The sequence below is a fragment of the Collinsella aerofaciens genome (assembly GCF_015552075.1).
Taxonomy (GTDB): Bacteria; Actinomycetota; Coriobacteriia; order Coriobacteriales; family Coriobacteriaceae; genus Collinsella; species Collinsella aerofaciens_Y.
The window spans coordinates 1-15,959 of the sequence record NZ_JADNDZ010000016.1; the positions used below are offsets into that span (position 1 = coordinate 1).

The 15,959-nt window shown below is 57.9% G+C and carries 13 protein-coding genes; 9 read left to right on the forward strand and 4 right to left on the reverse strand.

The genetic code is table 11. The features are described 5' to 3' along the window. Positions 1-182: 182 nt before the first annotated feature. From I2D41_RS01060 to I2D41_RS01080, 5 genes are all read left to right on the forward strand, one after another. A complete protein-coding gene (locus I2D41_RS01060; RefSeq protein WP_117798872.1) occupies positions 183-671 on the forward strand; it encodes an S-ribosylhomocysteine lyase in 489 nt (162 codons plus the stop codon). Positions 672-871: 200 nt separating this feature from the next. After that, positions 872-1,711 (forward strand): PRD domain-containing protein, encoded by an 840-nt coding sequence (locus I2D41_RS01065; protein ID WP_195363249.1) that lies wholly within the window; start codon positions 872-874, stop codon positions 1,709-1,711. A 68-nt stretch (positions 1,712-1,779) separates the two neighbouring features. Next, on the forward strand, positions 1,780-3,150 hold the full coding sequence (locus tag I2D41_RS01070; protein WP_195232950.1) for a PTS transporter subunit EIIC: 1,371 nt from the start codon (positions 1,780-1,782) through the stop codon (positions 3,148-3,150). Positions 3,151-3,254: 104 nt separating this feature from the next. Continuing rightward, positions 3,255-4,235, forward strand: a complete 981-nt coding sequence (locus tag I2D41_RS01075; RefSeq protein ID WP_195232948.1) for an alpha/beta hydrolase — start codon at positions 3,255-3,257, stop codon at positions 4,233-4,235. 125 nt (positions 4,236-4,360) lie between these two features. Then, a complete protein-coding gene (locus I2D41_RS01080) occupies positions 4,361-5,005 on the forward strand; it encodes a DUF4867 family protein (protein WP_195363250.1) in 645 nt (214 codons plus the stop codon). 120 nt (positions 5,006-5,125) lie between these two features. Here the strand turns inward: I2D41_RS01080 and I2D41_RS01085 are convergent, their stop codons facing one another. After that, on the reverse strand, positions 5,126-6,232 hold the full coding sequence (locus I2D41_RS01085) for an ATP-binding protein (RefSeq protein WP_195363251.1): 1,107 nt from the start codon (positions 6,230-6,232) through the stop codon (positions 5,126-5,128). 482 nt (positions 6,233-6,714) lie between these two features. On the opposite strand from I2D41_RS01085, the gene I2D41_RS01090 reads away from it, so the two are divergent. The 4 genes from I2D41_RS01090 (at position 6,715) to I2D41_RS01105 (ending at position 12,405) form a co-directional block, all read left to right on the forward strand. Continuing rightward, complete coding sequence (locus tag I2D41_RS01090) at positions 6,715-8,145, forward strand: 6-phospho-beta-glucosidase (RefSeq protein WP_195363252.1); 1,431 nt, start codon at positions 6,715-6,717, stop codon at positions 8,143-8,145. Between the two features lie 263 nt (positions 8,146-8,408). Beyond that, positions 8,409-10,292: a histidine kinase N-terminal 7TM domain-containing protein gene (locus I2D41_RS01095; protein ID WP_195363253.1), complete on the forward strand. Its 1,884-nt coding sequence runs from the start codon at positions 8,409-8,411 to the stop codon at positions 10,290-10,292. A 2-nt stretch (positions 10,293-10,294) separates the two neighbouring features. Further along, on the forward strand, positions 10,295-11,788 hold the full coding sequence (locus tag I2D41_RS01100) for a sensor histidine kinase (RefSeq protein ID WP_117746872.1): 1,494 nt from the start codon (positions 10,295-10,297) through the stop codon (positions 11,786-11,788). Continuing rightward, entirely contained in the window at positions 11,785-12,405 is a 621-nt protein-coding gene (locus I2D41_RS01105; protein ID WP_195363254.1) for a response regulator transcription factor, read from the forward strand. The genes I2D41_RS01100 and I2D41_RS01105 overlap by 4 nt, the downstream gene beginning before the upstream one ends. 109 nt (positions 12,406-12,514) lie before the next feature. Here the strand turns inward: I2D41_RS01105 and I2D41_RS01110 are convergent, their stop codons facing one another. From I2D41_RS01110 to I2D41_RS01120, 3 genes are all read right to left on the reverse strand, one after another. Continuing rightward, positions 12,515-13,357, reverse strand: a complete 843-nt coding sequence (locus I2D41_RS01110) for a hypothetical protein (RefSeq protein WP_195363255.1) — start codon at positions 13,355-13,357, stop codon at positions 12,515-12,517. A gap of 81 nt (positions 13,358-13,438) precedes the next feature. After that, positions 13,439-14,587, reverse strand: a complete 1,149-nt coding sequence (locus I2D41_RS01115) for an SPFH domain-containing protein (RefSeq protein ID WP_229042033.1) — start codon at positions 14,585-14,587, stop codon at positions 13,439-13,441. 48 nt (positions 14,588-14,635) lie between these two features. Beyond that, a complete protein-coding gene (locus I2D41_RS01120; protein ID WP_195363256.1) occupies positions 14,636-15,958 on the reverse strand; it encodes a hypothetical protein in 1,323 nt (440 codons plus the stop codon). Between the last annotated feature and the right edge of the window lies 1 nt (position 15,959).

Below are 15,959 nucleotides of genomic sequence, written 5' to 3' on the forward strand. Positions count from 1 at the left end.
CCGTACATGTACGGATGAATGTGGGAGGTGTTCGGATGAAGTCGATAATCAAGGAAATAATCATCGGTCCTCGTCCCAGGTGGCTAATTTGGGACGGAGCTTTTTTGACTGGTATGATTGGTGTGACCATTCGAACCAGCTAAAAGAGCCCCGTCCCAAATTGACTATCGAGAGGATCTGCCATGGAGCGCATTGCGAGCTTTTCTGTCGATCATCTGCTGCTTGAGCCCGGCGTATACGTGAGTCGCATCGACCGCGATCCGGCGACCGGCGCTGCCGTCACCACCTTTGACCTGCGTCTGACCACGCCCAATAAAGAGCCGGTCATGAACACGGCTGAGTGCCACACCATCGAGCACCTGGGTGCGACCTTCCTTCGCAATCATGCCGAGTGGTCGAGCCGTATCGTTTACTTTGGCCCCATGGGCTGCCGCACGGGCTTTTACCTGGTCGTGTTTGGCGAGGTGACGAGCGAGGAGATCCTGCCGCTCGTGCGCGAGCTCTTTGAGTTCGTCGCCGACTTTGAGGGCGATGTCCCCGGTGCCGCTCCCGAGGAGTGCGGCAACTACCTGGACCAGAACCTTCCCATGGCAAACTGGCTCGCGCGCCGCTACCTCGACCGCGACCTGGCCGATATCGACGAGAAGCACCTGCACTACCAGCAGGCGTAAGGATTGCCTTCTGCTTCTAAACCGTTCACATGGAGATATCGACCGTTTAACTGTTTAGTAATGTTTACACGAGGTCATTTACGGTGTTTCGCTTAAACTGGCAACCAGAGTGATATTCAGGCAAGGCTCCTGAAGCAGCATCTGTCGACATTGATTGTCGGATTCTGCTTCGGGAGCCTTGTTTTGTTTAAGGGGGACACATGGAAATCGTTAAACGAATTAACACCAGCGCTGTCCTCTGCATCGACGGAAATGGCAGGCAGCTGGTGGCATTCGGGCGTGGCCTGGGGTTTAAGGACGTTGGCGATGAATTACCGCTCTCGGAGATTCAACGAACGTTCTATAACGTTAGTTCCCGCTACATCGCTCTCATTGATGAAGTCTCGGATGAACTTCTCGAGCTGACCTCGGATGTTATTGATATGTCGACAGGACTGCTTCCCTATGAAGTAAGCCCTAATTTGCCGTTTATTCTTGCGGACCATATCGCGTATGCAATTAAGCGCAAGGAGCAAAACATTGTTGTCCATATGCCCTTGTCTTTTGATGTTCGCCAACAATATCCCGTCGAATTCAAAATCGGCGAGTACGCGCTTCGAATAATCAGGAAACGTCTCAATGTTAGGCTTCCCGCTCATGAGACAGTTGGAATTGCCATGGCGTTTATCAATAACATGGCCGATTCGGATTCATGTGAGCTGGCTGAAGAGTTTGGCACGGACGTTTACGATCGCGTTCTCGAAGAATCAACTATTGCTGTTGAAAGATGGCTTGGTATTCAAGTTGATCGGGAGGGCTTCGATTATGCAAGGTTCGCAACCCACCTTCAGTACCTATTCAATAGGTTGAACTCTGGCGAAAGTATCGTAAGCGACAACCGCAAGATGTATCTCTCGCTCAAAGATGAATATCCGGTGGCATCGGCGTGCGCCGATGACATCGCTTCTGTTCTCAGCCGGCTGACGGGCCAAGAACTTATAGACGAAGAAAGACTCTATCTGATGATGCATATCAATCGAATCGCATCGAAAGCTAGGTAATTGGTCGGCGAAGGCGCGCGCTTTGCCGATGGTTACATATAAAACACAACATGGGAGAAATGGTATTTATGGCAGATACAACCAAGCTCGCTGCCGAGATTCTCGAGATGGTGGGCGGTACAGAAAACGTTACATTTGTAGCCCACTGCATGACTCGTTTAAGGTTCAATCTTAAGGACGAAAGCATCGTAGATGATGCAAAAGTCAAGGCAATCGATGGTGTGATCGATATTCGCCATTCAGCAGGGCAATACCAAGTGATTGTGGGGCCCAAGGTCGATAAGGTCTACGAAATCGTTGCAAAGGAAACCGGGGTTGACACCGGGAAGTCCGCGGCAGATGAAGGCGAGACCAAAGGTTTTCTGGGAAAGCTGATGAAGCTGATCAGCGGCATCATGATGCCCGTTCTTCCCGCCTTGATTGCATGCGGAATGATAAACGCCGTCCTTAGTATCCTGACGACGGCAGGTGTCGTTTCCGCTGAGAGCGGAATTTATACCCTGCTGTACGGCATGGGAAACGCCAGCATGTATTTCTTGCCCGTTCTCGTCGGATCGTCTGCGGCCAAATTCTTTGGAATCGATCAATATATCGGTGCGGTGCTCGGTGCAATCCTGCTTTACCCGACTTTTGTTGCCGCAGCTGGAGCTGGTGATGCGCTGGATTTGTTCGGCATGAAGTTCACGATGGTGAGCTATGCCTCGACGGTGTTTCCCGCTATCGTGGCGGCTTGGTTCGCATCCGTTCTTTATAAGTGGCTGCGTGCGGTTCTTCCCGATGCTTTGGCATTTGCACTCGTTCCGTTCCTGACAGTTGCTATTGCTGCCCCCATCTCGCTTCTTGTGGTTGGCCCGGTTATCCAACAGGCGAGCTCCTTGCTTGCGACTGCCGTACTGGCGGTCTATCAGTTCAGCCCCATTCTTTGCGGCGTTATTCTTGGACCGATATTTGGCCTCGTCATGATTCCTCTTGGACTCCATTGGGCCCTCATTGTGATCTCCATCAACAATATTATGACCGTCGGTTCCGACCCTATCCTTGGACTTCTTTGCGGTAGCATGGGTGTCGTCGGCGCTTGCTTGGCGTTTGCTTTCCGCTCGAAGGATCCGAGCGAAAAGAGCCTTGGATTCAGCTGTGCCATTACGAGCCTGTGCGGAATTACAGAACCTGCCCTGTACGGCATAGTTTTGGAGCACAAGAAGATCATCGTCGCTTCCATGATTTCTGGTGCAATTAGCGCTGTTATCCCGGCTATCTTCAATACCCGCACGTTTGTTATGACGTCGAGTGGTATTTTCAGCTTCCCCGGCTACATGAATCCTTCCGGTGATATGAGCAGCCTTATTGGTGCGATCCTTTGCAATGTCGTTGGTTTTATTCTTACCTTCGTCCTCGTCTACATCATGTATCGCCCTGATGCAGACACGTCGGCGGAATAGACAATTATTCGGAATGTAAGCTGCTGAAAACCCCGCGGCAGATTGCATATGGTGGGCTTGCGATTGATCTGCGCGAGCCCACCTCGTTTTTGGAGTGACTGGTTATGACAATTACTGCCGATATGACATTTGGAGAAATCGCACTTCTTCCTGAGTTCGCTGGGTTCGGTGAGCATCTCATGCTTTGCCGACCTTCAACTTGGGAGCGCATGTGGAATAAGCCCATCGCGGCCCATTTGAATTCCGACACTAATCCGTATGAAGTTACTCGTGTTCTGCGCGGGTTGAATCGGATTGTTGAGCTTGCGGATGACGGGAGGCAGGTTGCATACGATATTTGGGATGAAGCCGATTGTATTCGCGATCCGACCCGGCGCAACGCAAAGCTGTTTTTCTTTCCGGGGCGACCGGGGGCGCCATTCGTTATCGCGATTTCGGGTGGGGGCTATCAGAGCGTTTGTCACCAAATGGAAGGTTTTCCCGTTGCTCCCGAGCTCAACGATGCGGGCTATAACGTGTTTGTGTTGTCATACAGGGTGAGGGTCGAGCCGCTGATGCCGCGTCCGATCGATGACCTTAATCGCGCAGTCCGTTTTGTCCTCGAGAATTCAACGCGATTTAATGTGGACAAAAAATATGCGGTTATCGGTTTTTCCGCTGGCGCGCATTTGACCGCCGAGTGGGGGACGGATAACAAGGGGTTTGCATCTTACGGATGCGAGCCGCCAAAAGCTTTGGTTCTGTGTTACGCCCCGATTGACCTTCATGAGTCCGAATGTGCGTCAGACCATAGATTTCTTGATTCGGTGTGCGGTGGAGCTGGGCACGATGCGATTGATGATTTCTGCATTGATCAACATGTGTGGGAACGGTATCCGCCGACATATCTTTGGCAATGCGCCGACGATGATGTCGTATCGCCCGGCAATCTCGGAAAGATGGTTGACGCACTGGATGCGGCTGGGGTGCACCACGAGGAGATTGTGTATCCAGAAGGAGGACATGCGTTAATGAAACCTCATGCGCCGGAAACTGATCACTGGTGCTCGGGTGTCATTGAGTTCCTTAAGGGCTATCTCGGCTAAGTAAAATACACGCCGCCCTTTTGCCCATGTGACTCTGGTGCGTGTTGTTTGCGGTATTGACTCCATCAAAAGACGGCTAATGTTCTAGAATGTTTATATAGTCACATTTACGAACAGGAGCGAACATGCATATCTACTCTGTTACCGATCCCGAGTTCAAGTCCTACGGCCGCGTGTGGGACGACGTACCCTCGAGCCTGGCCGCCCCGCTCGTCGAGGCGCTTTCCGCCACGCCCATCCCCGAGGGTAGCAAGTATGTGGCCTCCGCGCCCGAGCTGGAGCAGGTCGAAGGCGCCGATACGCTCGGTCTGCTCATGTACGGCGGCCGCCCCTTCCAGCTGGGCTGGTGCAACGGCCACAACACGAAGCTCAACTGCCTGGAGTATCACCGCGCCAGCGAGTTCAACCTGGGTGCCCGCGACTTTATCCTGCTGCTGGCCAAGCGCGAGCAGATCGTCGACGGCAAGCTCGACACCGCGCGGGTCAAGGCCTTCCGCGCGCCGGCCGGCACGCTCGTCGAGGTCTACGCCACGACGCTCCACTACACGCCGTGTATGGTCGACGACGGCGGCTTCCAAGTGATGGTCGCGCTGCCCGCCGGCACCAACGGCCCGCGCCCCGAGGCCGCAGCCGATATGCCCGCCGCCGGTGATAGCTACTGCTACTGGAAGGCCGACAAGTGGGTCCTCTGCCACGCCGATAGCCCCAAAGCAGCCGAAGGCGGCTACGTAGGCCTCATCGGCAAGAACCTCGACATCACCTGCGACTAGGGTATTGTCTCAATCTGTAACATCTAGCAGGCAAAATCGTCTCTTCCTGTTACAGATCAAGACAAACCGGCCCGAACCACCACAAAGGTGCCTGCCCCCTTTGTGGTGGTTTGTCTGCGGCTACAGCTGACTTCGCAGGTAGTCAGCCATATAGGGAACGGCGAAGCGCACGTACCCGCGGCGGGCCTGTTCGATTACGCCGGCGTCGATAAGGCGCCGGCGATACTTTTGTGCGTAGTCGGGTGTGACCGACATGCGCTCGGCTACATCAGAAATGCGCGACACGGTGTCTTCGTCATCCGCCATTGCGGCAAGAAACGCAACGTCTTGGTCCGAGAGCGCGGCGAGCGTCGTCTCGCACACATCGTTTTCGAAATCGACCTTTGACGCCTCGATGGCTCCGTCGACTAGCTCTCGTGTTGCGCGTTCTCCTGCCTGGCAACGATTGGCGATGTTGTAACCGATGAGCTGCAACATGTAGGGCGAGCCCTGGGTTGCGCGAGCGGCATCTAGTCGAAGATCGCTTGGGATATCAAGGTCGAGTTCTTCGAAAGCCCGCTGGTAATAGGTGTCGACGTCTCCGACTGAAAGCGGTTCGAGTGTGACTTTGCGAGCGCGGTTGAGAAACGTCAGCACGCGGTCATTGAGCGTCGCCGAGACCGCTCCCGGAAGGCCCGCCATAACGAGTGCGACGTTGAGTCTCTCGCCGACGAGTTCTTGATAAGCGGTGACGAGTTGTCTGATCTCGGGCGAATTAGCCTGAAGCTCATCGATGAGGATGAGGATGCCATGTCCTTGCTCGGTTAGTTTGCGCGCCAGTTGCGTGAGCTTGAACTGGAAACTCTTGGTTTCCTGCACATCGTGCGTGAACTCAAGGCCGCCTGAGAAACCGAAGACGCTCAGGCTGCCGCCCGTGAGTTTAGGGAGATGGCGTTTGTTGGCATAGGGCTCGCCCGCCTCTTGGATTTTTTCAACAATGCGCTCGAGCATGTCCTCGGAGGCAACGGTGGGCGTGGCGACGACGAAGCCAAGCTTGCGAGCGCGATCGGCGAGCTCCCACAGGAGAACCGTCTTGCCGCTTCCTCGCTGGCCGAGCATGAGCATGGCGCGGTCTCGATTGCCCGGCTCCTGTTCAAGGCCGGAGATGAATGTTGAAATTACATTTCCTCGCCCAACGAGATAGGATGGGCGATTTCCAAATGAAGGGGAGAAGATGGTTTCAGTCATAAGTCTCCTTTCCTTTTTTTCCTATTTTTTCCTTTTTTTCCTATTCAGTCAAATTGACTACTGGTCGAGGGCGGCTTCAGGGGGGGGGCTCATCGAAAAGAACCTCGACATCAACGAAGACCGGGACCTTCTGTCTCGTTCTGTAACATCTAGCAGGCTAAATCGTCTTTTCCTGTTACAGAACGAGACAAACTGCAGGGGGCTGCCCGTAAATCTCGATCTGTAACACCAGGCTCGGTTTTAACGGTCTATCTGTTACAGATCGAGACAAACCGGCGGAGCGGACTATCTCTCGGGTCCAGACCACCACAAAGGTGCCTGTCCTCTTTTTGGTGGTTGGGTATCAGAAAGTGTCAGACGTGGGCGGCTGCTGGGCGCCTGCGTGCGAAAAGAAGTGTCGACCTGCGCCGTTGTCGTTGAGCGGCGCGCTGTTTGTGGGGGATACTGAAACCACGACAAGCAGCGTATGAAAGGATCGATGCATGGCTTTCCGTAATGACTTCCTGTGGGGCGGCGCGACGGCTGCCAACCAGTGCGAGGGCGCCTACAACGTGGACGGCCGCGGCCTGGCCAACGTGGACGTGGCCCCGCACGGCTCCGAGCGCTTCGCGGTGGTCTCCGGCCAGCGCAAGATGCTCGACTTCGAGGACGGCTACTACTATCCCGCGCAGACCGGCATCGATTTTTACCATCACTACAAGGAGGACATCGCCCTCTTTGCCGAGATGGGCTTTAAGACCTTCCGCATGAGCCTGGCATGGACCCGTATCTTCCCCAACGGTGATGAGACCGAGCCCAACGAGGCCGGCCTGGCCTTCTACGAGGACGTGTTCCGCGAGTGCCAGAAGCACGGCATCGAGCCGCTCGTGACCATCACGCACTTCGACTGCCCGATTCACCTCATCAAGGAGTACGGCGGCTGGCGCAACCGCAAGCTCATCGACTTCTATAAGAACCTTGCGACCACAATCTTCACCCGCTACAAGGGCCTGGTGAAGTACTGGCTCACCTTCAACGAGATCAACATGATCCTGCACCTGCCGTTTATGGGCGCGGGTCTGGTCTTTGAGGAGGGCGAGAACAAGGAGGCCGTTGAGTACCTGGCCGCCCACAACGAGCTCGTCGCCAGCGCTTGGGCCACCAAGATCGCCCACGAGATCGACCCCGAGGTCAAGATCGGCTGCATGCTCGCTGCCGGCACCTACTACCCTTACAGCTGCCGCCCGGGCGATGTGCGCCAGGCCCAGCTCGACAACCAGGACAACTACTTCTTCGTCGACGTCCAGAGCCGTGGCTATTACCCGGCCTATGCCGTCAAGAAGCTCGAGCGTCTGGGCATCGATGTGGGCATGACCGACGAGGACCGCGAGATCCTGGCCGACAATACCGTCGACTTCATCAGCTTTAGCTACTACAGCACCCGCTGCTCCGCCGGTGCCGACAACCCCGATGTCGAGAAGACCCAGGGCAACGCCTTCGCCGGTGCCAAGAATCCCTACCTGCAGCAGAGCCAGTGGGGCTGGGCCATCGACCCGCTGGGCTTCCGCATCACCCTCAACGACCTGTACGACCGCTATCAGAAGCCGTTGTTTGTGGTCGAGAATGGCCTGGGCGCCAAGGACGTTGTCGAGGAGGACGGCTCCATCAACGACGATTACCGTATCGACTACCTGCGCCAGCACATCGCCGCGATGCGCGACGCGGTGACCGAGGACGGCGTCGACCTGTTGGGCTACACCACCTGGGGTCCGATCGACCTGGTCTCGGCCGGCACGGGTGAGATGTCCAAGCGCTACGGCTTCATCTACGTCGACCGTGACGACGCCGGCAACGGTACCCTCAAGCGCTCCAAGAAGAAGAGCTTCGACTGGTACAAGAAGGTAATCGCTTCCAACGGCGAAGATCTGGCCTAGGCTTTCCCAGCCACCGTACCTTGGGCCTCATTCGTCGCTTGCGTACCTTAAGTACGCGGCGCTCCCCATTCGACCCAATCTACGGCACCTGGAAAACCCTAGACTCAAATCTTACAGACCTGTCCTAGGCTTTCCCGGCAATCGTAGTCTCCTAACCAAAGCGCCCGGCGAGTAGTTTGTGCTTGCCGGGCGCTTTGCCGTCCGCGGATTTTGGGACATGCGGCCCGTTTTTTGAGCCCGCCTGTCGGTACACTAAAAGCACTATGGGTACCCGCGAGCGACATATCGGCCATGCGGCCGCCCGGTCCGCGCCGGTCGTGGATCCTAGGGGCGGCAGGCTGTTCGCCATGCCGCGATTCCTCGTCGGCATAACGCACCATTCGTATCGTCATCGCGTGCTTGCCGTTGCCGGCGTCATTGCGGCGCTCTTTCTCGTACTCTTTGCAGCCTTGCCGGCACTGTTTGCCTCGGACCCCGGTCTTTCCAACACCGTACCCGTCAACAGCAAGGTGTGCGAGGAGGTCGTGGATGGGCTCATCCATTCGAGCTCCCTCCCGCTGCTCATTGCCGCAATTGCATTCTCAATTTGGGGCGTGCTGGCGTACCTGCGCTGCCTAGATTTCGTCTTGCGTCGGCGCGTTGTTGCCATCGCCACCATTTGTACCCTGTGGATGATCGAGGTCATTCTTAAGTACAAGTCGTTCACACCCATCTACGCCACAATCCTGTGGTACTTGTACTACGTGCCCATGACGCTCATTCCGCTACTCTACCAGCTGTGCGGCCTTCGTCTTGCGGGCTTGGAACAGCATCGCATGGGACACCGGTACCGTACTGTGCTATGGATCGCGGCTATCCTGCTTATTGGCTTTGTGCTTACCAATGACTTCCATCGGCAGGTCTTTCACTTTGATCGTTCGAGTGGAACCTGGAGCAACGATTATACGTATGGCTGGGGCTACGCCGCGGTGCTGGTTTGGACGGCATTTAACTTCGTGGCGTATTTTGTTCTGGTGGGGCGCTCCTCGTCCTTTCGAATCCAGCGCTTTACGTTTACGGCGGCGCTCGTGCTGCTGGGCGGTGCGTTCTTTGCCATCTCGTACGCCTTGCGTGTGCCATGGGCATGGAGACTCAACTTCTCACTCGTCTACTGCGTCTTGTGCGTGGGGGCGATGGAAATCTGCCTCGATTGTGGTGTTATCCCGTCGTATCACGGTATTGCCGGCATCTTCGATACCCTGCCGCTCGACCTTAAAGTGTTGACGCGCGACTTGCAGGAAGTCTACGCCACGCCGGCGTCGCAGCCGATGCCAGTGGGCGTGCGCGAGGAGCTGCGGGCCCAAGAACATGGGCATGCCCATGCCTTTACCGTGCCGTCTGCCCCCGACGTTATGTACCGAGCCTTTTCGCTGCTGGGCGGATCTGCCCTGCTTGCCCAGGATGTGTCGGAGCTCAACGGGCTCAACCGCGAGCTGGCCCATCGACGCATGGACCTGCAGCGTCAAAACGAGCTGCTTGTGGCCGACTACGACTTAAAGACGCACTTGGCGGACCAGGAGGCCGAAACCCTGCTGGTGCAAGACGTGGACAAAGCGCTTGCCCGTGCACTTGATGAGATGTATGGCGTGCTGAGCTCGTTGCCGCCGCTGGCCGACGAGGCGTCTTCGCGCGAGCGCTTTCGCATGCTGCAATGCGCCAAAATGCTTGTCGCCTATTGCAAACGCAAGGGGTCGCTTACTTTGGCACAGCACGGGGAGAGTGGCTTTGATCGCGACCGCATCCAGCTGATCGCTAACGAGCTGGCAAGTGACCTGCGCACCATCGATGTTGATTGTGCCTCGATTATCGCCATACGACGCCCGATGCATGCCAGCACGGTAAGCGCGCTGTATGACTGCGTGTACGACTTTGCGTTTTTCGCCTACACCACCGATCATCCGGCGCTCATGTACCACTTGAGCGATCACGATTCGTGCAGTGTTGAACTGCGTGCCACGCTCTTCTCCGACGACGAGGAAGACCTGTCACAGACGCCTGCCGCGCATGAACTCGAGCGCGAGTTGCAGGGCCGCAACGTGGCGTATCGTCTCGAGGGCGAGCCAGGCCAGCTGCGCATGATCGTCTTGATGCCGCGGGCAGGTGAGTGACCATGCAGATGCCGCTCATTCTTCCCCAGATTGTCGCGCTCGACGTCGTCTTTGCCCTGACTGCGTGCTTGCAGATGATTCACGTTCCGCTCATCGTGTCGCGCCGCTCATCCTATAACCGCAAGGTGATCTGTGCCTACGAGGCGAGCCTGGTGCTTCACCTGATTATCTCGGCGCTTATCTTGTTCGCATCGAGCGGCTCATATCTGGTGGCGCCGCTCTACGTCGTCGCCAAGGCGGCGGGTGCGCTGCTGTGGATCAACGCTGCAATTGTTATCTATGGCGTGGTGCTTATGGTGCACTATCGTCGCCCCGTCATGTTGGTCGAGCTGCTGCTCGTTGCCGCCGCGACGCCGCCTGCCGTCTGCGTCATGGGTCCGGCATGGACGGCGGTTCTTGTCGCAGAGGCCGCGTTCTTCCTATTCCGCTCCATCGCGGCGCTTTTGATGGACGTTCGCAACCGCCAAGAGGACATCACCGCGTTTTCGACCATCGAGACCATCAACGTGATTCCCGTGGGCATTCTGTATCTGGACCCAAAGGGTCGCCCGCTGCTCATGAATCGCTGCATGCGCAAAAACCTGCTGGAGCTTCATATGCCCACCGACCTGCGCGATATGAGCGGTACGTGGAGCAGCCTGCGCCAGCTGGGCATGCAGCCGCCCGAGAGAAGCAAAGACCGCGCCCTGATTGACTTGGGTCGCTTTGGCGAAGATCGCGCTGTGGTCGAGGTATCCCCGTCCGAAATCCGCCTGTTTGCACGCGATGCCGTTATGGTTTCGGGTCGTCCGTTTGAGCGCGTTATCGGCCTAGACGTGACGGAATACGCGCACGCCTATGATCGCCTGGTACAGGCTAACCACCTGCTCGAGCTTGCGGGCCAGGAGCTCCAGACGCAGATCGAAGAAGTGAAGAAGGTTGCCGACAATGCGGCCTACCTGCGCATGCGCGCCCGTGTGCACGACGTAATCGGTCAACGCCTGTCCATCCTCCATCGCTATTTGGAGGAAGGCCGTCTGGACGACGAATCCCTCGAACAGATCGACCCGCTGCTGCGCTCAATCGCCGCCGATCTGCGTAGCGATGGTGCCAGCGAGCCCAAAGAGCAGCTGGACGATATCGTTCACGCCTTTGGTCTGGTGAGCGTGCAGATTGATGTAGAGGGCGTGCTCCCTCGGGACGTGCGCGTCGCGACGGCCTTTTTGCAGATTATCCGCGAGGCCTCGACCAACGCCACCAAGCACGCCCAGGCACACCAAGTTCATGTTCGTCTGTGGCAGGAGGGGCCGGTTGCCGGTGCCATTGCGCATATGACGATATCCAATGACGGGGCGCCTGCTCCCGTATCGTATCGAGAGGGAACGGGTATCCCAGGCATGAGGCATGTCGCACAAGATTTGGGCGGCAGCCTGGAGGTTCGCGCCGCCCCGCCCTTCACGCTTGCGGTATCCATTCCGCTGAGTTCCAACGCCACGGTTCAAAGGAGAAGCTCATGATCCGCGTTTTGATCGTCGAAGACCAGGCCATCCTGCGTGAGAGCCTGGCGCGCTCCGTTGGCGACCAGCCCGATATGACCGTTGTTTCCGCCATCGCCGATGCCTCCGAGGCCTTGGGTGTCGCGCTCAGGGAGCGCCCGGACATGATACTGATGGACGTATGCACCGAGCATGATTCCAACGGCATCGTGGCGGCGGCGCGCATCAAGGAGCAGCTGCCCGAGTGCCGCATCATTATCATGACCGGCATGCCCGAGATCACCTTTGTCGATCAGGCCCGCGAGGCGGGCGTCGATAGCTTTGTGTACAAGAACGTCGGTATCGACGAGCTGTTCGCCGTGATGCGCTCCACGCTGGCGGGCTATTGCACGTTTCCCAAGCCGCCCGAGAGCATTTTTTCGGGTACGGCGGCACTCGACGATGTTGAGCTATCGATTTTGCGCCTTGCCTGCGAGGGCAAGAGCCGTCGCGAGATCGCGGCCGAGCTGTTTATGAGTGAGGGCACCATCAAGCGTCGCATCTCGGAGATCCTGAGCAAGACCGGCTACGACAACATCATGCGCCTGGCCGTGCACGCGGTGACCGAGGGCAGCATCGTTCCCAACATGGAGCGCTAAAGCTCGTCGCGCATCGGCATAAAAACGACGGGGCCGCAGGATCAACTCCTGCGGCCCCGCCTGGTGTGCGCGGATATGTCCGCCAATCCGCGGCTGTCGGTGTCTGTCGCTACGCGATGGTCGCGGTGTAGGAAGCGACGTCCTCGTAGGAATCGGTCAGGTAGGCGTCGATGCCGATGGTCGTGTTGACCAGGTCGTCAAGGCTGTCAAGCTCGCCGCTCGAGAACGTGAACTCCTCGGTGGCGTTGGTGCCGGGCATCAGGTGAGCCGAGAACCAGGGTTCCTTCATGGTGCCGTTGACGTTGGTCTTGCCGGAAGGAGCGTAGAAGGTCAGGTCCTTGTCGCTCTTGTTGGTGATGTTGACGACAAAGCCGATATCGCCCCAGTCGTCCTTGAACTTCTCGGTGATGGTGATGGTGCACAGATCGTCATCGGCGACGGTGACGGCGGGGGAGATTTCGACGTTCTGGACATCGTCGTCTTCGACGGCCTCATCGATCTCCTCTTCCTTCTCGGCCGCCTCGCGATCCTTCTTCACCGTGCCGGACAGGTCCTTGTCGGACTTGGTAAAGACAAGATTTCCGTCATCTTCTTCGAGGATGAGTTTGCCGTCCTTGAGCTTCATGTCATACGACTCGTCTTCGGCGGTGAGGGTTACGGTGGTGGCGTCCTTTGCCTCCCATTTAAGGTCGACGACTTCAAGGAACAGGTCGAGGGCACCTGTACCGTCCTCATCGAGAATCAGGACGCAGTGGACACCCCAATCCTCGAGCATCTTCATGTACTCATCGGTTAGCTCTTCGCCATCCACGGTTCCACCCGAGAGTTCCCAGCTGCCGACGAAGTTGGCCTTGGGGTCTTTGCCGCCGCCGCTGCAGCCCGTCAGGGCAAAGGCGAGCGCCAGGACGCATGTCAGAAATGCGAGTGCGGACTTTTTGAACGTTGTCTTCATGGTGTCCTCCTTTATCGAACGAAACCCATAGAAGCAAATGCGGGGGTGGCGGACCTCCCCGCCAATTACCGGATAGAGGGGCTAGGGCCTGGGCGTTCCGCAGTTGCTGCAGAACTTGCCGGTGTTGGTGGCGCCGCAGCTGCAGGTCCACGTGCCGGCCGCAGGTGCGGCGACAGGAGCCGGGGCGGGTGCCGGAGCCGGCTGCGGGGCAGCCTGCTGCTGTGCCTGACCGGCGGCGAACAGCTGGCTAGCGTTCATGCCGCCCATGCCACCTGCCATGCCCATGCCCATAAAGCCTGCCATCGCGCCGTTGGGGTTGGCTGCTGCCGCGCGCATCGCGTCGCTCTGGGCGCTGGCGATGTTGGCTGCTGCCATGGTGGGATCGCGCATGACCGCGGCCTTCTGCAGGTCCTTGATCATCTGCTCGTCTTCTTGCGAGGCGGCGATGGAGTTGACGCCAAAGCTCACGATCTCGACACCACGCAGGTCGCGCCAGTCGGCCGAGAGGACCTCGTTGAGCGCGCGGGCGAGCTCGGTGGTGTGGCCGGGGATGGCACTGTAGCGGATGCCCATCTCCGAGATCTTGGCAAAGGCGGGCTGCAGGGCGGTGAGCAGCTCGGACTTAAGCTGGCTGTCGATCTTGTCGCGCGTATAGCTATCGGTCGCGTTGCCGCATACGTTGGTGTAGAACAGCAGCGGGTTGGTGATGCGGTACGAATACTCGCCGTTGCAGCGCACGGAGATGTCGACGTCCAGGCCAATGTTGTTATCGACCACGCGGAAGGGCACGGGCGAGGCGGTGCCGTACTTGTTGCCGATGATCTCCTTAGTGTTGATGAAGTAGACGCGCTGGTCCTTGCCCGCGTCGCCGCCAAAGGTAAAGCGGCTGCCGATATTGGCGAAGGTCTCCTTGATGGAGTCGCCCAGGTTGCCGCTAAAGACGCTCGGCTCGCTGCCGGTATCGAAGACGAACTCACCGGGCTCCAGCGCGACTTCGATGATCTTGCCGTTTTGCACCACGAGCATGCCCTGGCCGTCGTTGACGGCGATGACCGAGCCGTTGGAGATGACGTTGTCCTCGCCGCGCGTGTTGGAGCTGCGGCCACCGGTGCGTTTGCTGCCCTTGCAGGCCAAGACGTCAGCAGGCATCGATTCGCAATAGATAAATTCCTTCCACTGGTCGGCCATGACGCCGCCGGCAGCTCCCAATCCAGCTTTCAAGAGTCCCATGGTAATCTTCCTTTCTCGTCAAAGGCCGGGTGGTATTGGTTGGATTGCTTAGTCGTCCTTGTCGTCTTTCATGACAACGGTGGTCTCGGTGTGGCTGAAGGTGTCGTGCTTCTCGGTCAGGTCGAGCTCGCCGCAGTACTCGTCGGCGTGGGTGGCCTCGTTGGCCGTCTTGAGCTGGCCTACCAGTAGCACGTCTCCGATAATCACGATGATCAGCGGCGCGATGACGTTGATGAGGATGCCCTCGATATCAAAGGTGAGGTAATCTGGATCGAAGGCGTATTCCCCCATAAAGAGAATCTGGGAGAGGATAAATCCGATCACAAAGAACAGCACCGAGGCGATGGCGAGCTTGGGCTTGGAGCAGGGGAGCTCGCCGACCAAACGGCCGGTCTGGCCGTTCATGGCAAACAGGTAGCTCTTGCCGTTCCACGAGGTGGAGAGCATCCAGACGGGGAACAGGGCGTAGTCGCTGTCTTCCCAGGTGTAGTCGAGCTGCTTGCTTTCGACCGTGGCATCGTCGTATTCGTCGACGACGGTCTCGCGCAGGGCCGAGATCGTGCTTTCTTCCATACGGCGCTCGGCGCGCGCCTTGCAGGTCTCGCAGTCCTCGTCGTAACGGTTGGCGATGTAGCCGGGCATATAGGCGACCGAGAACGGACGCAGCGCGTCGTAGTCAAACGGCTCGATGGCATCCATGTGGCCGTCGGGCATCTTGGACGATCCGTCGACGGGCACGCGCTTAAACGAGATATTGCCCTTGCGATAGGCATCGTAGTGGTCGGTGGTCGTGACGGTGCGGTCGGATTCCTCGGTCACGGTCTCGTTGGTCGCGTCAAAGTGCACTTCGCCGTCAACGCGGGCACCGTAGAGCCAAAACGGCACGTAGACACCTTGGACCTCGTCGATGTGGTTGCCGGTGACAAAGCTCTTGGGCAGCAAGATCTTGCCCTTGTAGTGTTCCTTGAGTGCGGCCGTGACGTCATCGCGCCCGAGCTTAAATGGAATCACCAGGTCGGGCGAGAAGTCGCCCGAAAGCTGACCGGGCGCTACGGCGGAGTTGCCGCAGTACGGGCAGGTGGTGACAGCGACGGTGCCGTCGGACACGAGCTCGGCGCCGCACGACGAGCAGATGTAACCGGCGTTTTGAGCCAGCTCCTGCACGGCATCGTCGACAGCAGGCTTGGGGGCCGCGGCTGCGGCATCGGCTTTGGCATCTGCCTTGTCCTGGCGCTCGCGATAGAGGGCCTCGACTTCTTCGACTTCAAAGCGCGAGTCACAGTAGTCGCAGACGAGCTTTTGCTCGGCGCTTGCAAAATGCAGGGGGCCACCGCAGGCAGGGCACTGATAGTTAACGCTCTCGAAGGCCATG